19 protein-coding genes are annotated in these 18,320 nt (G+C 60.3%); 12 read left to right on the top strand and 7 right to left on the bottom strand.

The window, feature by feature from the left end; translation table 11 throughout:
- The first annotated feature begins 364 nt into the window (after positions 1–364).
- The 4 genes from uvrC to THS5294_RS04850 are packed head-to-tail and all read left to right on the top strand — an operon-like array spanning position 365 to position 3,541.
- Positions 365–2,170 (top strand): excinuclease ABC subunit UvrC, encoded by a 1,806-nt coding sequence (uvrC, locus tag THS5294_RS04865; protein WP_212733581.1) that lies wholly within the window; start codon positions 365–367, stop codon positions 2,168–2,170.
- A gap of 18 nt (positions 2,171–2,188) precedes the next feature.
- The gene (pgsA, locus tag THS5294_RS04860) at positions 2,189–2,851 is read left to right on the top strand and encodes a CDP-diacylglycerol--glycerol-3-phosphate 3-phosphatidyltransferase (protein ID WP_058122847.1); all 663 of its coding nucleotides are present in this window, start codon (positions 2,189–2,191) and stop codon (positions 2,849–2,851) included.
- A gap of 2 nt (positions 2,852–2,853) precedes the next feature.
- Positions 2,854–3,099 (top strand): molybdopterin converting factor subunit 1, encoded by a 246-nt coding sequence (gene moaD, locus THS5294_RS04855; protein ID WP_038006014.1) that lies wholly within the window; start codon positions 2,854–2,856, stop codon positions 3,097–3,099.
- A 1-nt stretch (position 3,100) separates the two neighbouring features.
- Positions 3,101–3,541 carry a molybdenum cofactor biosynthesis protein MoaE gene (locus THS5294_RS04850; protein WP_058122846.1) on the top strand — a complete coding sequence of 147 codons (441 nt, stop codon included), beginning with the start codon at positions 3,101–3,103 and terminating at the stop codon, positions 3,539–3,541.
- Between the two features lie 4 nt (positions 3,542–3,545).
- Here THS5294_RS04850 and THS5294_RS04845 read toward each other — a convergent pair whose 3' ends face one another.
- A complete protein-coding gene (locus tag THS5294_RS04845; protein ID WP_038005745.1) occupies positions 3,546–4,118 on the bottom strand; it encodes a YqgE/AlgH family protein in 573 nt (190 codons plus the stop codon).
- A gap of 128 nt (positions 4,119–4,246) precedes the next feature.
- Here THS5294_RS04845 and THS5294_RS04840 point away from each other — a divergent pair, with 128 nt between their 5' ends.
- Entirely contained in the window at positions 4,247–5,050 is an 804-nt protein-coding gene (locus THS5294_RS04840) for a protein-disulfide reductase DsbD domain-containing protein (RefSeq protein WP_072936698.1), read from the top strand.
- On the opposite strand, the gene THS5294_RS04835 is transcribed toward THS5294_RS04840, so the two are convergent.
- From THS5294_RS04835 to THS5294_RS04815, 5 genes are all read right to left on the bottom strand, one after another.
- On the bottom strand, positions 5,047–8,415 hold the full coding sequence (locus THS5294_RS04835; RefSeq protein ID WP_058122844.1) for an efflux RND transporter permease subunit: 3,369 nt from the start codon (positions 8,413–8,415) through the stop codon (positions 5,047–5,049). The genes THS5294_RS04840 and THS5294_RS04835 overlap by 4 nt on opposite strands.
- Before the next feature lie 3 nt (positions 8,416–8,418).
- Positions 8,419–9,876 carry an efflux RND transporter periplasmic adaptor subunit gene (locus tag THS5294_RS04830; RefSeq protein ID WP_058122843.1) on the bottom strand — a complete coding sequence of 486 codons (1,458 nt, stop codon included), beginning with the start codon at positions 9,874–9,876 and terminating at the stop codon, positions 8,419–8,421.
- Positions 9,877–9,974: 98 nt separating this feature from the next.
- Positions 9,975–10,517, bottom strand: coding sequence for a molybdenum cofactor biosynthesis protein B (gene moaB, locus THS5294_RS04825; RefSeq protein WP_038005749.1), 543 nt, complete (start codon positions 10,515–10,517; stop codon positions 9,975–9,977).
- Positions 10,514–11,137 carry a LysE family translocator gene (locus tag THS5294_RS04820; RefSeq protein ID WP_058122842.1) on the bottom strand — a complete coding sequence of 208 codons (624 nt, stop codon included), beginning with the start codon at positions 11,135–11,137 and terminating at the stop codon, positions 10,514–10,516. The genes moaB and THS5294_RS04820 overlap by 4 nt, the downstream gene beginning before the upstream one ends.
- A 24-nt stretch (positions 11,138–11,161) precedes the next feature.
- A complete protein-coding gene (locus tag THS5294_RS04815) occupies positions 11,162–11,935 on the bottom strand; it encodes a uracil-DNA glycosylase (protein ID WP_233486405.1) in 774 nt (257 codons plus the stop codon).
- Positions 11,936–12,057: 122 nt separating this feature from the next.
- Here THS5294_RS04815 and THS5294_RS04810 point away from each other — a divergent pair, with 122 nt between their 5' ends.
- From THS5294_RS04810 to THS5294_RS04785, 6 genes are read left to right on the top strand one after another with little or no spacing between them, the layout of a single operon-like run.
- A complete protein-coding gene (locus THS5294_RS04810) occupies positions 12,058–13,011 on the top strand; it encodes an aspartate carbamoyltransferase catalytic subunit (RefSeq protein WP_038006023.1) in 954 nt (317 codons plus the stop codon).
- A gap of 18 nt (positions 13,012–13,029) precedes the next feature.
- Positions 13,030–13,572, top strand: coding sequence for a hypothetical protein (locus THS5294_RS04805; RefSeq protein ID WP_038005752.1), 543 nt, complete (start codon positions 13,030–13,032; stop codon positions 13,570–13,572).
- Positions 13,569–14,012, top strand: a complete 444-nt coding sequence (locus THS5294_RS04800; protein ID WP_058122840.1) for a hypothetical protein — start codon at positions 13,569–13,571, stop codon at positions 14,010–14,012. Before THS5294_RS04805 ends, THS5294_RS04800 begins: the two co-directional genes overlap by 4 nt.
- Entirely contained in the window at positions 14,009–15,271 is a 1,263-nt protein-coding gene (pyrC, locus tag THS5294_RS04795; RefSeq protein ID WP_058122839.1) for a dihydroorotase, read from the top strand. Before THS5294_RS04800 ends, pyrC begins: the two co-directional genes overlap by 4 nt.
- Entirely contained in the window at positions 15,264–15,872 is a 609-nt protein-coding gene (gene plsY / locus THS5294_RS04790) for a glycerol-3-phosphate 1-O-acyltransferase PlsY (protein WP_058123031.1), read from the top strand. Before pyrC ends, plsY begins: the two co-directional genes overlap by 8 nt.
- Before the next feature lie 4 nt (positions 15,873–15,876).
- On the top strand, positions 15,877–16,320 hold the full coding sequence (locus tag THS5294_RS04785) for a DUF805 domain-containing protein (protein ID WP_072936693.1): 444 nt from the start codon (positions 15,877–15,879) through the stop codon (positions 16,318–16,320).
- Here THS5294_RS04785 and THS5294_RS04780 read toward each other — a convergent pair.
- Positions 16,317–17,129, bottom strand: coding sequence for an LOG family protein (locus tag THS5294_RS04780; RefSeq protein ID WP_038005755.1), 813 nt, complete (start codon positions 17,127–17,129; stop codon positions 16,317–16,319). The genes THS5294_RS04785 and THS5294_RS04780 overlap by 4 nt on opposite strands.
- A gap of 276 nt (positions 17,130–17,405) precedes the next feature.
- Here THS5294_RS04780 and dapD point away from each other — a divergent pair, with 276 nt between their 5' ends.
- On the top strand, positions 17,406–18,233 hold the full coding sequence (dapD, locus tag THS5294_RS04775) for a 2,3,4,5-tetrahydropyridine-2,6-dicarboxylate N-succinyltransferase (RefSeq protein ID WP_038005756.1): 828 nt from the start codon (positions 17,406–17,408) through the stop codon (positions 18,231–18,233).
- Positions 18,234–18,320 lie beyond the last annotated feature (87 nt).

Here is an 18,320-nt window from a genome sequence, read left to right as displayed (position 1 = left end):
AGCCTAAATGCTTAATATTTGCCGAAAATCATGCTTCTGCAGCAGTCTTGTCCACCGGGCCGATAGCCAAGTAAGAAATGTGAATGAAGTGTGAAGCGCCTTTGGATATGGTTAAATTCATAAGATAATAACATATGATTTCAAATACTTATAGACGCGCCTAATTTTTAAGCAATGTAACGGAACAGTGAAAAATCTGCATGTTTTCAGACCGATGTTTTTTTTGCCCCCAAGGTTTTCCACAATTTCAGTGGATAGGTTATGACTTGCAGGAGGGGCAGCAACATTGCAGCCAAAAGGGAATCGCGTGGTGAGTGAAGTCGAGGCAATCACAGGGCACAGCTACATTGCCGAGCAGGTCAAAATGCTGGACGGCAGCCCCGGTGTGTACCGGATGTTGGACGCAGAATCTCGGGTGTTGTATGTCGGCAAGGCGCGCAACCTAAAGCGGCGCGTTGCCAATTATGCCAAGCCCTCGGGCCATTCACCTCGGATTGCGCGGATGATCCGCGAAACCACGTCGATGATGTTTCTGACGACGCGGACCGAAACTGAGGCGCTGTTGCTTGAGCAGAACCTGATCAAACAACTCAAGCCGCGCTACAACGTTCTGCTGCGGGACGACAAAAGCTTTCCGAACATTCTGGTCAGTCAGTCGCACGACTTTGCACAGATCAAAAAGCATCGGGGCAAAAAGACCGAGAAGGGCGCCTATTTCGGACCTTTCGCCAGTGCGGGCGCAGTAAACCGCACGCTTAACCAGCTGCAAAAAGTGTTCTTGCTGCGCAACTGTACCAATGCCCAGTTTGAGGGGCGATCTCGTCCGTGTCTGTTGTATCAAATCAAGCGGTGTTCGGGCCCCTGTGTCGGTTTGATTTCCAAAGCGGAATACGCCCAGTCGGTAGAGGACGCGACGCGGTTTTTGTCGGGGCACTCAACCGAAATTCAGGAAACGCTCGCAACTCAAATGCAGGCTGCCAGTGATGACATGGAGTTTGAGCGCGCAGCAGCTTTGCGGGACCGGATCAAGGCGCTCACGAACGTACAATCGGTACAGGGCATTAACCCGCGCGGGGTCTCTGAGGCGGACATCATCGGTCTGCACATGGAGGGGGGGCAGGCCTGTGTTCAGGTGTTCTTTATTCGCGCCAATCAAAACTGGGGCAATCAGGACTTCTACCCTCGGGTCGGCGCGGATGTTTCCCCAGCCGAGGTTATGCAGGCGTTTTTGGGGCAGTTCTACGCAACCAAAGACCCCGCACGTCAACTGATCCTGTCGCATGGGATTGAGGACGAAGACCTCATGACCGAAGCGCTTGCGGAAAAGCTGGGCCGCAAGGTTGAGATCCTTGTGCCCCAGCGCGGAGAAAAGCTGGAACTTGTTTCGGGCGCCACACGCAACGCGCGCGAAAGTCTCGTGCGTAAAATGAGTGAGGCCGCGACGCAGGATAAGCTGCTGAAAGGCTTGGCGGAGGCGTTCGGGCTGAAGTCCCCTCCGCAGCGAATTGAAGTGTACGATAACTCACACATTCAGGGCACCAACGCCGTGGGTGGAATGATTGTGAGCGGCACGGAAGGTTTCATTAAGTCTCAGTACCGCAAGTTTAATATCAAGGGGGATGACCTGACCCCGGGTGATGACTTCGGTATGATGAAAGAAGTGCTAACCCGTCGGTTTAAACGCCTGCTTAAGGAAGATCCCGACCGTCAAAGCGAAGCATGGCCGGACCTTTTGCTTATTGACGGCGGCGCGGGGCAGATCAGTGCCGTGGCAGAGATTATGGGCGAATTGGGAATCTCGGATGTGCCCTTTATCGGGGTCGCCAAAGGTGTCGACCGGGATGCCGGCAAGGAAGAATTCTATCGGCCCGGGTCATCGCCTTTTGCGCTGCGGCACAATGATCCCGTGCTGTATTTCGTGCAACGTCTGCGCGACGAAGCACACCGTTTCGCGATCGGAACGCACCGGGCGAAGCGCGCCAAATCGGTCATGGCCAACCCCTTGGATGAGGTGCCCGGCGTAGGCCCAGGCCGCAAAAAGGCGCTGCTTGCGCACTTTGGCAGCGCAAAGGCTGTAGCGCGTGCAGGCCTTGCCGACCTAAAGGCGGTCGATGGGATTTCGGGTGCCTTGGCAGAAACCATCCATGACTTCTTCCATGATCGTGGCTGACACGCTAAAGGTGTGCGCATGACATTGAATATCCCCAATATCCTGACGCTCTTGCGTCTTCTTGCGGCGCCGGGTGTGGCGGTGATGTTCCTGTATTTCAATCGGCCGTGGGCGGATTGGTTCGCGTTGATCCTGTTTATCACGGCTGCTGTGACGGACTGGGCAGATGGCTACTTGGCCCGCAAATGGCAGCAAGAAAGCAAGTTTGGCGCGATGCTGGACCCCATAGCTGACAAGGCTATGGTCGTGATCGCGTTGTGCGTCATTACGGGTTTTTCCGGGATGAACCCTTGGATTTTGCTCCCCGCGACGCTGATCCTCTTTCGGGAGGTTTTTGTGTCTGGCTTGCGGGAGTTTTTGGGTGACACGGCTGGCACGCTCAAGGTCACGAACTTGGCCAAGTGGAAAACCACCGCTCAGATGGTAGCGCTTGCGGTTTTGTTCGCGACCGGCGTGTTTAAGCACAACGTGTTGGAACGCACGGTTGGCATGGACCCCGCGATGGTTCAGGCCATTTTTGCCGGTGAGATCAGCGATGAATTGGGGCTGATCTGGAACGCCCAAGCCGCCAGCGTGACGTGGTACGCAGGCACGGTTCTGCTGTGGGTCGCTGCGGCGTTAACCGCGATCACAGGGTTTGACTACTTTCGTAAAGCATTGCCATTTTTGAGGGACGCATGAAAATCGAAGTGCTCTATTTCGCATGGCTCCGGGAGCGGATTGGCCTGCCCCGGGAAACGGTCGAAACCGAAGCCGCTACGGTGGCGGATCTAGTGGCGGAGCTGTCCGCCCGCGAAGATCGTTATGCCGTGGCGTTTTCTGACATGAGTGCGATCCGTGCTGCCGTGGACCAAGATTTGGTGCCTTTGGATACTGCGCTGTCTGGTGCGCGCGAGGTCGCATTTTTCCCACCGATGACCGGGGGTTAGCATGCGCATCGTCGTGCAAGAGCAGGATTTTTCCGCCGCCGAAGAGACAGCAGATTTTGGCAAGGGTCCCGATGTTGGTGCAGTTGTCACATTCAGCGGTATCGTGCGCGATTTGCCGGATGATCCGCTGCAACAGATGGTGATTGAGCATTACCCGGGCATGACCGAAAAGGCCCTAACCAAGATCGCGCAGGAAGCATCTGCGCGCTGGGATCTGCGCGATGTGCTGGTAATCCACCGCTACGGCGCGCTTTCGCCCGGTGAGCAAATTATGATGGTCGCCACTGCCGCACGCCACCGTGCACAAGCCTTTGAGGCTGCCGAATACCTGATGGATTATCTCAAATCACGCGCACCCTTTTGGAAAAAAGAGGTCACCGCCGCGAGCGCTGATTGGGTGGATGCAAAAGACAGCGATGAGGCTGCGTTAGACCGCTGGTAACGCTCTAGGCGTGGCCTGCTGTCGCTGACAGCAGCTTGGGTTGCACGCCCAGCATGTTCAGCGCACTAGTCCATTTCGTTTCATCATCGGTTGAAAACACCAGCCCGGGTCCCGGCGTCAGCGTGAGCCAGCCGTTGTCGAGCATTTCTTGATCCAGTTGCCCCGGACCCCAGCCACAATACCCCAGAGCCACCAGTCGTCTCACCGGGCCAATTCCTTGGGCGATGTCCTCAAGGATATCCATCGTCGCGGTCATCGAGAAACCTTTGTTCACCTTAAGCGTGGCGCTACCGGCGGCATATTCGGTTGAGTGCAGAACAAAGCCACGCTCACGCTCAACCGGGCCGCCGTTGTGGACAGGTTTTTGGTGTAACATGCGGTGATTTTCGATGCCGATCCGCGTGAGCATTGCGGCCAGAGACAGGTCGGGCAAGCGGCGGTTGATCACCAAACCCATAGCGCCCTCGCTGGAATGGGCGCAGATGTACACAAGCGACCGCTTGAATTGCGGGTCGGTTGTTCCGGGCATCGCAATCAGCAATTTACCCGCGAGATATACAGCCTCGGTGTCATCCATTTCTTACACATTGTGTGTCTATTTCAACGTTCATGCAAGGTCTGATAGCGAATTGTGATGACACAACCGTGACGGATTGTGTGGGTTTTGACCTTTGCGGTCTGGATTTTCAGGCTTATGCCTTGGCTATGTTTCGCTTCATCTTCCTTTGCTTTGTGTGCCTCACTTCGTCCGCCTCAGCTCAGGTCCTACTGACGAGCCTTGATGACGTCGTTCAGATTGAGGTGCGTGAAGGTTGGCGCGATGCCGACGGTCGCCATTTTGCGGGCCTAGAGGTGCGACTGGCCGACGGGTGGAAAACGTATTGGCGCAGTCCGGGGGCCAGCGGGATTGCCCCGCGTGTGCAGTGGACGGGCTCGGGCAACGTATCCGCTGCCGTCATCCATTGGCCGACACCAACGCCCTTTCTTACAGCGGGTTACCCGTCTCTGGGCTATACACAGGATTTCGTGCTGCCAATCGAATTGGCACCTATTAATCCTGCCGCGCCGATCATGCTTGAGGCGCAAATTGAGATCGGAATTTGTCTTGATATCTGCCTGCCCGCGAAGGTGAATGTTCGCGCAGAATTGCCGCCGATTGGTCAATCTGATGCGGCCGTTGTGGCCGCGTTGCGTGACCGGCCAAGTGCGGGGCGGGGGCAGGTGCGCTGCTCCATTCGTCCCTCTAATAGCGGCGTTATGCTTAGCGCGGATATCCCGCAGGTGCGTGCACTTGGCGGGGATGAGGCCGTGGCGGTTGAAATATTACACGCCCATGATCGCATTTGGGTCGCGGATACATCGGTGTCCCGCGAGGGTCGCGTTTTGCGCACTCAGACCGAGTTTATGCGCCCAGATGATGCTCCGGTCAGCCTTGACCGTAGCGGCCTGCGGTTCACCGTGGTCGGGCGCGAAGGTGCGGTGGAATACTTTGGTTGCACGGGCCGCTAGGCCATGCCACGCCGCCAAAGGGTCACCCCACCGACAATGTAGCCGACGACGCAGATAACAAACGATCCGGCTCCGAACAGGCCAAGCGTTGCGCTCAGTGTGGGCGCGGGCGGTAAAAGTGGCGCCAGTAGGCCCGGTAGGCTTCCGTTGACCAAAACAGACCCCAAAGTCGCAGCGGCCCACGCCGCGAGTATCACGCCGACGCCCACCGACATCAGCCCAAAATCCCGCCCGCGCGTCGCCACCGGCAGGCGCAGGCTGCGCCGCAGGGATACCATTTGCCTCTGCACATCGTGCCCGATGCTCAGCAATGCAGGGACCAACAACAAAACCAAGACCATGCCGAACCCAAGGCCATAGCAAAGCGTGATCACCGTGGGCCGCAAAAACTGCGCCTGCGATGAACTTTCATACAGCAAAGGCGCAAGGCCAAGCACCGTCGTCATCGTGGTCAAAAACACAGGCCGCAGTCGATCACATGTTGCGTCGATGATGGCGGGAACTAGGGCGCGGTCTTGTTCATACTCATCTACGGTGGTGATCAAGACGATGGAATCGTTGATGATAATGCCCACCATGCCGATCAGCCCGACGACAGTGAACATCGACAGCGGCACGTCCCACTGGGCGTGACCATAGATCGTGCCGATCAGGCCAAACGGGATGATCGCCATGATCACCGCAGGCCGGGTCCAGCTGGCAAAGATCCAACTCAGCACAAGGTAAATGCCCGTGAGACACAGGATCAGGCCCAACAACGCATCGCTAAGAAAGTCGCTTTCTTGCTCCGCCAGACCGCCAATTTGAGCGGCAACCTGTTGTTCGGCTTCAATTTGCGGCACAATCACGTCGCGCAACCGCTCCATGATCTCGGTGGCGCGTTGGGGATCGTCCTCGGACAAATCTCCGGACACGGTCACAACCCGTAAACCATTCTCGCGTAGAATCGTGCGAAAGCCTGAGCGGACCTCGGTGCGGACAATATCGGCCAGCGGGACAAAGCCGCCAGTAGGCGCGGGCATGAGCGTGCGGTCAAGGAAATCAGCGGTCAGCTCGCCCTCGGGCAGTTCCACCCGGATTGCGCCCGTGCGTGGTCCCACGGGGAAGGTCGCGGCTTCGATCCCGGAAAACCGATTGCGCAGGGTGCGGCCAAGCGCGTCGATGTCAAAACCAAGCGCCTCTCCTTGGGGGGTAAGCTGTAGGATCACCTCATCCTTGTCGTAGGGAAGGGTGTCTTGCAGGCCTGAAACCTCCGGGAAGGGGCTAAGCGCGGTTTTCAGCGCCTCGGCTGCGGCCTTCAGCGTTTCGCTATTGGCGCCGTAAAACTGGACCGAGATTGAATCGCCTCCTGGCCCAGACCGCCATCCGCGAAAGCTGACCTCTTCTGTCAGGGGCGTTTGTTGCACCTCATCGCGCAGGGCGGCCACAAACTCAAAGCTGGAATAGGGGCGCAGGTCCGGGTCGATTAGTTCAATCGAGATAGAGCCCAAAAGCTCCGGCCCTTTGGTGTCCGCACTGTCCAATGCGCGGCCCGCGTTGCCCCCGACCTCTGACAACACATAGGCCAACGGGTTGGTGCCGTATTCCTCGGCGTAGGCCGCGCCAACGGCCTGCGCCGCGCGCTGCATTTCGCGCATCATTTCGATGCTGTCGGCGCGGGTCGCGCCCTCCAGCATGGCGAAGTTCCCGGTGACAGAGCTGCGCTCCGGCGCGTTAAAGAACCGCCAAGTGACGTCGCCCTTGATGAACACCGCCGCCTGCGTAGCGAGCAGCAGAACCATCACTGCAACGACCGGATATCTGGCTAAGATCACCCAGCCCATAAAGGGGCGGAATAGGTGTTCGCGGACATAACGAAAGCCCCGGTTTACCTGCCGTGAGGGCCAATCATACCAATGCTCCTTGGCAGAGTGGGCCAGTGCGTGGGCCATGTGGTTGGGCAGGATCAAGAAACACTCGATCAAGCTGGCGATTAGGACCACGATCACGGTGAACGGAATATCCGCGATCAATGTGCCAAATCGCCCGCCAATCGCGACAAGGCCAAAGAATGCGATGATTGTCGTAATGGTGGCCGACAGCACCGGCAGTGACATGCGCTTGGCCGCGTTTTCTGCGGCTGTTATGGGGTCTTCGCCCAAGCGGCGTACACGAAAATCGGCGTGCTCACCCACAACGATGGCGTCATCCACCACGATGCCCAACGTGATGATCAGCGCGAAAAGCGAGATCATGTTGATCGTAATTCCGGCCAAATACATGAACGCAAGTGCAGCCATCATCGCCGTGGGGATACCCGCCGCGACCCAAAATGCGGTGCGGGCGTTCAGAAATAGGAACAGGATCAAAACGACCAGTCCCAGCCCCATCAAGCCGTTGTCCAAGAGGATGCCGATACGTCCCGTTATAGCCTCGGCCCGGGTGCGGATCAGCTCAATTTGTACGCCTTCGGGCAGGGTCAATTCCATCTCAGCGGCGATGTCCGCGACGGCCCGCTGGATGGCGATGGCATCCCCTTGGGCGGACCGGTCCACGCGGATCGAGATCGCAGAGTTGTCACCCACAAAATAGGCGCGCTCCCGGTCGACGCCGTCTTGGCGGATCGTGGCCACGTCCCCGATGGTGAGGGACGCGCCCGATGCTTCGCGGCGCAGCACGATGTTGGCCACTGCGGCGGGGTCGCGTTTTTCTACGCCCGTGCGCACGCGTGTGTTGGCCCCCGTCACGTCGCCCGCGGGGTCGGCATCAGCCTCTGCACGAATAGCCTCCGCGATCTGGGCGAGGGTCACGTCATGCCGGATCAGCGCGACTGTCGGCACCTCCACCACGATTTCGGGTGCGGCGATCCCGCGGATGGTGGTGCGCGTGACCCCAGCGGCGAACAGACGCGTGACGTATTCATCGGTAAAGCGCGCCAACTGATCCACGCCCACGGGGCCGGTGATCACCACGTCGGTCACCCTGTCGCGCCAATTGCCCCGGCGCACGGTCGGCTCATCGATGCCTTCGGGCAGGCCTGTCACGGCATCCACGGCGGATTGCACGTCATCGGCGGCACGCGACATGTCCCAACCGGGTTCAAAGTCCAACCGGACGGCGGCGTTCCCCTCACGGGAGGTGACGGTGGTTTCGGAAACGCCCTCAACCGCCAGCAGTGCAGGCTCCAACACTTGGGCCACGCCTGCGTCAACGTCCTCAGCACCCGCGCCATCCCAGGTGACATTGACGCGCACGTTTTCCACGACAACGTCGGGAAAAAACTGCGCCCGCATGTTGGGCAGCGCGGCCAGCCCTGCCACGACAAGACATATCAGTAGCAGGTTCGCCGCTGTTCGGTGGCGGGTGAAATAGCTGATGATCGACACGGGCTAGCTCCCCATGCGGGATTCGATCCGCGCGACCATGGCTGCGGGCACTTTGTCTTGTGACAGCCGCGCGAGCATTCGGCGTTTGGCTTCCTCCGATAGGCGGCCATCGGCCTCAATGTAGGCGACCATGGCGGCGCGGCGTTCACCGGTTAGCTCCACCAGATCATCTGCTTCGGTGTCTGTAGCGGCCTGCGGGCCGAGGGGGCGAACCTTGATCCCCGCCCCCAAAAGCGGCGTGCGTTCCGCGACGACTTGCTGGCCTTCTAGGCTGGATGCGCGGATCAGAATATCATCACCCTGTCGCCGCATTAGCATCACGGTGACCTCTTCCAACCGATCATCTTCGCCCAAAATCAACACCCTGTTCTGCGCGCTTAGGGCGGTGGCGGGCAGGCGGATCACATCGTCTAGCTGAGGTTCTTGGATCCGGACCTCAACCAGATCGCCGGGGCGCAAACTGCCGGGCGCATCTAGCGCGGCGAACACAAGCCGACCGGTCTGACCGTCGCCCACTGCGGGGGCCTCACGGGTTAGGGTGGCGCGGGCCGTGATATCCATGCCTAGTACATCCAATACGACCTGTGCAGGCGCGCGACGCAGTTGACCATTCGCATCCACAAGCCGCGAATGCTGCGCGGTGGACACACGAATGGCGGCCTCTAGCTCGGTCGGATCAATGATCTCAGCGATCTTTTCATTCGCGCCAACGCGGCCACCTTGGGCCACGGTGACAGTACTGAGCGTGCCGTCAAATTCGGCGAAAATCTCGGTTTGGGCACGTTCGCGCTGCGCCTCCCGCAGGGCGATGCGGCGGCGTTCCATGTTGGTGGCGGTTTGATCAACGCGGGCCTCTGCGCTGGCCAACGCTTGTCTGCGGGTCAGGACCACTTGTTCGGCCGAGGATAGGGCAAGGGCGGCAGTTTCGACGGCGGCATCGGTGCCAACACCGCGTTCCAACAGGCTTTTCTGACGGGTCAGAGCGGCATCACGCAGGTCTGCTTGTGCGCGGGCGGCATCAATTTCGGCGCGTGCCAGCACCAAAAGCCGGGCGGCATCGCGGGCATCGGCTTCTGCCTCGCTCAGGTCATTGCGCGCCGAGGCGAGGGCAGCGTCCGTCTCGGCGGGATCAAGCCGCAGCAGCAGTTGGCCCGCGCGCACACGCCCGCCCTCTTCAAAACCATCCGCCAGTTCCACAACGGTGCCCGCACTTGGGGTGCGCAGTTCCAGCACGCGGGCGGCTTGGATTTCGGCGAAAACGCGCAGCTCGGGGCGGGTGTCGCGGGCCTGCGCCTCAACCACGTTCACGGCAAACACACGCTCACGCGCCGGACGTGCCCGGTCTTCTTGGGCCCATCGCGCCTCAAGTGCGCTGTAAATGCTGTTGCCTGCCAGCCCCAATAACCCAAACGTCAGGGCCAATAGAAAGAGCGCGGTCAGGCTGCGACCTAGAAATCTCATGTCGTGGCGGCTCCGATGTGTCCCTGTGGATATAGGTTGTTATGAGAATAATCCCAAACGCATCCACCTCTTATACGACACTCACACGGGGCAGGTGCCTATTTCCGTCGCAAATGTTCATCCAGACGGGGCATGATCTCAATAAAGTTACAGGGGCGGTGCCGGTAATCCAGTTGCAGCGATAGGATTTCGTCCCAGCCGTCCTTGCACGCGCCGGGTGACCCGGGCAGGGCGAACAAATAGGTGCCCCCCGCCACGCCCCCACAGGCGCGCGATTGAATGGCCGAGGTGCCGATCTTTTTGAACGAGATCATCGTGAACACGGTCCCGAACGCATCAATCTCTTTTTCATAGACGTCGCGATGGGCCTCAACGGTGACATCGCGCCCCGTTAGCCCGGTCCCGCCCGTTGAGATCACGATATCCACCTGCGGATCGGCGCACCACGCGCGCAGTTGATCCGCAATTTCGTGGCGTTCATCACGAATGATTTTGCGGTCAGCCAATGTATGACCTGCCGCTTCGATCCGGCCCGCTAGCACATCACCAGAGCGATCCTCGCTCAACTCGCGGGTGTCCGACACCGTCAAAACGGCGATCCGAACCGGGATAAAGTCGAGGGTTTCGTCAATACGGCTCATGCTTTTACTCCTGTTAGGGCGACTCGGGCGGCTAGGGCGCCAAAGACGCTTGCCGTCACCCAGCGCAATGTGCGTTCCGCGCGCGGGCTGCGCGCCAGCCACGGGCCGAGCTGTCCCGCAAAGGCCCCAGCGGTGGATTTGACGCCAAACCCCAACACGGCGATGGTCGCGCCATAAATGACGAATTGTGCGAAAATCGGGCGCGTGGGATCCACGAATTGGGGGATGAACGCGAGGATGAAAAAGATCACCGACGGGTTTGACAGGTTCACGATCAACCCGTCACGAAACGCCCGTGAAGGACGGATTTTTGCTTTGCTTTCACCCGTCAGCGGCGTGGTCAGCGTTTTCCATGCAAGATATGCCAGATAGGCCACGCCAACCCAACGCACGACGCCAAACACCCAAGGCGCGCGTTCTACGACGTAACCTAGGCCTGCACCCGCGAGGGTCGCATTGATCAACGCGCCTGCGGAAATGCCCGCAGCCGCGGCCACAGCCACACGGGTGCCGCCGCGCAGCCCTTGGGCCATCGCAAACATCATGTCAGGGCCCGGTGTGACAACAAGGGCCAGAACAGCGGGCAAAAACGCAAGATAGAGCAACAGATCAATGGGCATGGTGCAGGGTTCGCCGTTTGGGGTTTATGAAAGAAGACGCGCCTGTAGCGCCAAAAGATCGGCCCAAGCGTCGCGCTTGGCTGCTGGCGTGCGCAGGAGGTAATCGGGGTGGAACATCGGCAAGGTCGGCTTGCCAAAGCTTTCGGTCCACGTGCCGCGCAGCCGGGTGATCCCCGCCTTGCCAAGGGCGGTGCGGCAGGCGTGATTGCCCATCAGCACGATGAAATCCGGGTTCGCCAATTCCACATGCCGAGTCAGAAACGGCAGCATCATGGCGACTTCTTCGGGTTTTGGGTCGCGGTCATGGGGCGGGCGCCACGGCAGAACGTTTGTCAGATACAGGGCGGCATGCGGCTCGGCGTGGTCGCGGGCCATGCCGATGGCGGCAAACATCTTGTCGAACAGATGCCCGGATTGGCCGACAAAGGGCTTGCCCTGCTGGTCCTCATCGCGGGCGGGGGCCTCACCAATAATCATAACGCGGGCATCCGCGCGCCCATCGCTAAACACAAGGTTCCGCGCGCCTTGGCGCAGGTTGCAATGGGTGTAACCTGCCATCGCGGCCTCTAGCCCGGCTAAATCGGTGGCACTTGCGGCGGCTTCTTTGGCGGCGGCGACAGTATCGACCTCGGGGGGGAGTTGTGGCGGGGCCGCTCGGCCGTTCGGTTTTGCGGGGGCTGCGGGCTTGGGGGCCTTGGCTGCCAATGCGTAGCGATCCACTGGATCCACCAGAATGGCATCGCTCACGCCCATCTCAACCTGCCATTCCAGCAGGGCAAGGGCCGTCGCGCTATCCATCTGATCCAGAGAATCCATTTGTGCAGAGTAGTGCGCCTGCTCCGGCGTGGAAAGGGGCCGCAGTGCTTGCACGTGCCGCCCCCACGGGTCTATACCGCCTCAACCTGAACAAGGCGGTCGAGATGTTCACACAGAAGCACCTCTTGGGCATTGAGCCCCTCCATCCTACTGAAATCACAACGCTGTTGGACCTGTCCGATCGGTACGCCGAACTGGGTCGTGGCGTGGTCAAACACAGCGACGCGTTGGCGGGCCTGACCCAGATCAACATGTTCTTCGAGAATTCGACCCGCACGCAGGCCAGTTTTGAACTGGCGGGCAAGCGGCTGGGCGCGGATGTCATGAATATGGCGATGCAGGCCAGCAGCATCAAAAAGGGCGAGACCCTGATTGATACGGCCCTCACGCTGAATGCGATGCACCCAGATTTGCTGGTCGTGCGGCACCCGCACTCCGGCGCGGTGGATTTGCTGGCGCAAAAGGTCAACTGCGCGGTCCTGAACGCAGGTGACGGGCGGCACGAACATCCGACGCAGGCGTTGCTGGATGCGCTCACGATCCGCCGTGCCAAGGGGCGGTTGCACCGCCTGACCATCGCCATCTGTGGCGATATTGCACACAGCCGTGTGGCGCGCTCAAACCTCATCCTGCTGGGCAAAATGGAAAACCGCGTGCGCCTTGTGGGGCCACCGACCTTGATGCCCTCGGGCGTGTCCGAGTTCGGGGTCGAGGTTTATGATGATATGCGCGAGGGCCTTGCGGGCGCCGACGTCGTGATGATGCTCCGCCTTCAGCGTGAGCGTATGGACGGCGGCTTCATCCCGTCAGAACGCGAATATTATCACCGCTACGGGCTGGACGCGGAAAAGCTGAGCCATGCAAAGGACGACGCCATCGTCATGCACCCCGGCCCGATGAACCGCGGGGTCGAGATCGACGGCACGCTGGCCGACGACATCAACCGCTCTGTCATCCAAGAACAGGTGGAGATGGGCGTGGCCGTGCGTATGGCCGCGATGGATTTGCTTGCGCGTAACTTGCGCGAATCCCGGGCCTCTGCGGGTGTTATGGTCTAGGAAAAGGGGCGCGCGGACATGAACCTCAGCATTCCGGCTCACGACACGCGCATCCACATCTTTGCCGTCAGCGATACGGACACCGGTCCAGAACGGCAGACGTTCCTGAGCCAGCTTGAGGATCCGTCGGCCGTCGATACGACCCTGCCGATGCTGTTCGATCACCCCGCGTTGGACCCAACTGGGGCTGAGGTGTTCGCCGTGGCCGATATTGCGGGCATGGGGCTGCGCAGCTACCTGCAAGAGGCGTATGACATCGCGCCAGAGGTCCTTGCGCAATCCAAGGCGCGGCTCGATGGCTTGGGCGGCGATGTGATCATCCTGACCCCGCGTGCGCTGGGCCGGGCCGAGGTAACGCTGCACATGCCCGCTCACATCCGCCACATCGCCAGTCTTGCTCCTATTCCGGCGGACACTGCTCCGCGTGAGATGCCTGAGGTGGATTTGACACCCGCCGCCCCCAAGACGCCGTTCGTACCTCCGCGCCGCACGCCGCAGCCTTGGGTCATTATCGTGGTGGCCGTTATCCTTTTGCTGATTTGGTTGGGGCAGGGCGGATGACCCGCGATGTGCCACGCCTGCCCCTGCCTGATGAGCGCGCCGTGATGTGGCTGCAAGAGGACCGAGAGGTCCGTTTGCTCAGCGAACTGCTTCTTGCGGTGCTGTGCATTCCCGCCGGCATGGCGTTTGTCGCGCTTTTGCGCGGCGGGGCCTATGACCCGGATGGCACCACGCTGCTGACGACCGCGCTAGGGCTTGCGCCGCTTGTTGCGCTGGCCAGCCTGCGGCGCCCATCCGATTATTTGCTCACGACCCACCGCATCGCAGAGGTCCAGCAGGGGCGGCTTTTGTGGTCTCTGCGGTATGAGCAGATCACCCATATTCGCCGCATCGGCGCGACGCTACACTTGCGTGGCCGGGGCAAGACCACGTATGCGATCCAAAACCTCCGCCATGCCATATGGCTAGAGCAACACTTGTGGGAGCGAGCCGCCAGATGAGCCTGCGCTTTGAAAACGTCCGCCTGATTGATCCTGAACAGGGCACCGAAACCCTTGGCGCGCTGCGCATTGAGAACGGTGTCATCACCGCCGATGGTCCTGCGGACCGGGTGATTGACGGGGGTGGCAAATACCTCGCCCCCGGGATTGTCGACATGGGTGTTAAGGTTGGTGAACCCGGCGAACGCCACAAAGAGAGCTTTCGCACAGCGGGTGCGGCGGCAGTGGCGGGCGGCGTTACGACGATTGTTTGCCGTCCCGACACGGACCCGGCTGTCGATACGCCCGAAACGCTGGAATACGCGCTGCGGCGGGGGCGGGACATGGCGCGGGTCAATGTTCACCAGATGGCCGCACTGACCAAGGGCCGCGAAGGCCGTGAGATGGTCGAGATCGGGTTTTTGCAGGACGCAGGCGCGCTTGCCTTTACTGATTGCGATGCTGTCGTGACCAACACCAAGGTTTTGTCACGCGCCATGACCTATGCCCGTGGCCTCGGCGCGCTGGTCATCGCCCACCCCCAAGAGCCGGGCCTTTCGGCAGGGTCGTCGGTGACCTCGGGCAAGTTTGCGACGCTGCGTGGTTTGCCGGGGGTTTCTCCTCTTGCTGAGCGGATCGGGCTGGAACGTGACCTCGCGTTAGTTGAGATGACGGGCGTGCGATACCACGCCGATCAGATCACCACGGCCCATGCACTGCCCGCGCTGGAACGGGCTAAGGCGGCAGGGCTGGACGTGACGGCGGGCACCTCAATCCACCACCTCACACTGAACGCGCTGGATGTGGATGACTACCGCACGTTCTTCAAAATCAAACCGCCCCTTCGCGCCGAAGAAGACCGCATCGCGATCGCCGAGGCCGTGGCGTCTGGCGCGATTGATATCATCAGCTCGATGCACACCCCGCAGGACGAAGAAAGCAAACGTCTCCCCTTTGAGGAGGCGGCCTCAGGGGCTGTCGCGCTCGAAACACTGTTGCCCGCTGCGATGCGGTTGGTGCACGCAGGTCACATGGATCTCGCGACGCTGTGGCGCGCTCTGTCCCTGAACCCAGCCAAGCGTTTGGGCCTGCCCGGTGGGCGCTTGGCCGAGGGCGCGCCCGCGGATCTTGTGCTGTTTGATCCCGATGCGCCCTTCGTGATGGATCGCACGCGCCTACGGTCAAAATCCAAGAACACTCCCTATGATGGTCACCGGATGGAGGGTCGCGTGCTGGCCACCTATGTCGCCGGTGCCGAGGTCTTTAACCATGCTGCCTGAGATCACCACAGCCCTGCCGCTGTTGGGGCTGACGGCGGTGGCGGCCTACATGCTGGGGTCGGTGCCGTTCGGCATCGTGATGGCGCGGATGTTTGGCTTGGGGGATTTGCGGCAGGTCGGATCGGGTAATATTGGGGCCACGAATGTCCTGCGGACAGGCAATAAACTGGCGGCCTTTTTGACCCTCTTGGGGGATGCGGGCAAGGGCGGGGCTGCGGTCCTGCTGGCCCGCGCGGCACTGGGCGAGGACGCCGCGCAACTGGCCGGTTTTGCGGCGTTTCTCGGGCATTGCTTTCCCGTCTTTCTACGGTTCAAGGGCGGCAAAGGGGTGGCGACGTTCCTCGGTACGCTTCTGGCGCTCAGCTTTCCCATCGGGCTTGCGGCCTGTGCCACATGGGCCGTAATCGCGGCCGTTTTCCGGATTTCGTCGCTCGCGGCACTTGTGGCGGCGGCGCTCTCTCCGATGGCTGCGACACTGTTGGGCGCGCCACAGGCCATGGCACTATGCGTGGCTCTGGCTTTTCTGATCGGCCTGCGCCACCATGAAAACATTAATCGCCTGCTCAAGGGCAGCGAGCCAAGGATTGGTAAAAAAGGATAGAGCCATGGATTTTGTGACGGCCGTCAAAACCTGTTTGACGAAGTATGCGGATTTTCAGGGCCGCGCGCGGCGATCCGAATACTGGTGGTTCTTTCTGTTCAACATTGGCATCGGGTTGGTCACCGCCTTGATCAGCGATGGCCTCAATGTGCTTTGGTCGCTCGCGATGCTGCTGCCATCGCTGGCCGTCGGGGTGCGTCGCTTACACGATCGGGATATGCGCGGATGGTGGATTTTGCTCGTCTTGGTCCCGTTCATCGGCGGGCTCGCCTTGCTGATTATTCTCGCCCTCAAAGGCACGGATGGGCCAAACCGTTTCGGCCGTGATCCCATCTCGGGCGAACAAGCGCCCACAATGCGTGACCGCGGCGCCCCGTCCGAGTTTGATAACGTCATGGACGATAGCTACCGCAAATCTCGCATCCCGCGTTCAGGCGACGACAGCTAGGGCGTTTCCCAGTTCTCGATCGCCTCCATCGCCTCTTCAGCGGTCTCAACGAACCGGAACAGCTTGAGATCTTCTTCTGAGATCGTCCCCGCCTCGGCGAGCGTTTCCCAGTTGATGATCGACCGCCAGAACGCCTCCCCAAACAGTAAAAACGGCACCGGCTCCATGCGCTGCGTCTGGATCAAGGTCAGGGCCTCAAACGTTTCATCCAGCGTGCCAAAGCCGCCCGGAAACACCGTGATCGCGCGGGCGCGCATCAAAAAGTGCATCTTGCGGATGGCAAAATAGTGGAAGTTAAAGCTGAGGTCCGGGGTGACGTATTCGTTGGGCGCCTGCTCAAACGGGAGTACGATGTTCAACCCGATGGAGGCACCGCCCGCGTCCATCGCGCCACGGTTTCCGGCCTCCATCACGCCGGGGCCACCGCCCGTCGCGATGACGTTTTCCTTGCCGTAGGTCTCCATCGATTTTTCGGTCATGAGCCGGGCGAATGTGCGGGCCTCATCGTAGTATTTCGACAATCCGGCCAGTGTTTCGGTCCGCGCAGGCGCGCCGGGCGCGGGGATGCGTGCGCCGCCAAACATGACAATCGTGCTGTCGATCCCGCGCTCATCCATAATCATCTGCGGCTTGAGCAGTTCGAGTTGCAACCGCACCGGGCGCAGTTCTTCGCGCAGCATAAAATCCGAATCCGTAAAGGCGAGCCGGTAGGCGGGGGCACGTGTTTGTGGCGTGTCGGGTACAGCCTCCGCGGTGTGTCTGTCCTGCTCGCTATCGCGAAACGGGTGGCGGCGGGTATCATCTTTCATGGCAGATCCTTTCAGAACGCGTCCTTTCAGTTGATGGCCAATGTCTCAAATATGCAAGTGGCCACCGGCCATGGTGCCGCATAAGTGTGCAGGTAATAAGGCAAAGCGCTGCTAAATTGGCCCCTGCAACACCCTAGCCATTTCGGACCGTTCACCCCGCAAAATCATAGATTTTGGACGGGCGGGCTGACGTAGGGGCGCTCTGGCCGATTGCAGCCTCGCGCCCAGCCCGCTATAGCCCGCGCAATCGAACTGCACCGCTTGAGGGAGCCACCCATGTCCAACGCACAGCTTGAAACCGCCATTGAACTCGCCTGGGAAGGTCGTGACGCCATCACGCCTGACACCACGGGCCAAACCCGCGACGCGATCGAGGACACCCTCGCCGCGCTCGACAGCGGCACCCTGCGTGTCGCTGAGCGGCTGGAAAATGGCGATTGGCACGTTAACCAATGGGCCAAGAAAGCAGTGCTTTTGGGCTTCCGCATTAAGGATATGGAACCGCACACAGGCGGGCCACAAGGCAGCACATGGTGGGACAAAGTCGACAGCAAATTCCACGGTTGGGATGCTGACGCATGGAAAACCGCAGGCTTCCGCGCTGTGCCAAACTGCGTCGTGCGCAAGTCCGCCTACATCGCCCCCGGCGTTGTTCTGATGCCTTCGTTCGTGAACCTCGGCGCCTATGTCGACAGCGGCACAATGGTCGACACATGGGCCACCGTCGGGTCCTGCGCGCAGATCGGCAAAAACGTCCACCTGTCGGGCGGCGTTGGCATTGGCGGTGTCCTAGAACCAATGCAGGCAGGCCCCACGATCATTGAGGATAACTGCTTTATCGGCGCGCGCTCCGAGGTGGTTGAAGGCTGCATCGTGCGCGAAGGCTCGGTGCTGGGCATGGGTGTGTTTATCGGCAAATCCACGAAAATCGTGGACCGTGAAACCGGCGAAGTGACTTACGGCGAAGTGCCGCCCTATTCGGTGGTTGTCGCGGGCTCGATGCCGTCGAAAAACGGCGTGAACCTGTATTGCGCGGTCATCGTGAAGCGCGTCGATGCACAGACCCGCTCCAAGACCGGGATTAACGAGCTGCTGCGGGACTAAACCCACCGCCAACTGATCAAATGCTGCCCAAAGGTGTGCTCTGGGCAGCATAAGGCTTCCTTAATCTCTGCGTGTTAGAGATTAACC

The sequence above is a fragment of the Thalassobacter stenotrophicus genome (assembly GCF_001458315.1).
In the GTDB taxonomy this organism is placed as follows: Bacteria; Pseudomonadota; Alphaproteobacteria; order Rhodobacterales; family Rhodobacteraceae; genus Thalassobacter; species Thalassobacter stenotrophicus.
Note: the sequence above shows the minus strand (reverse complement) of the source record. Positions and strands in the feature narration are given on the sequence as shown.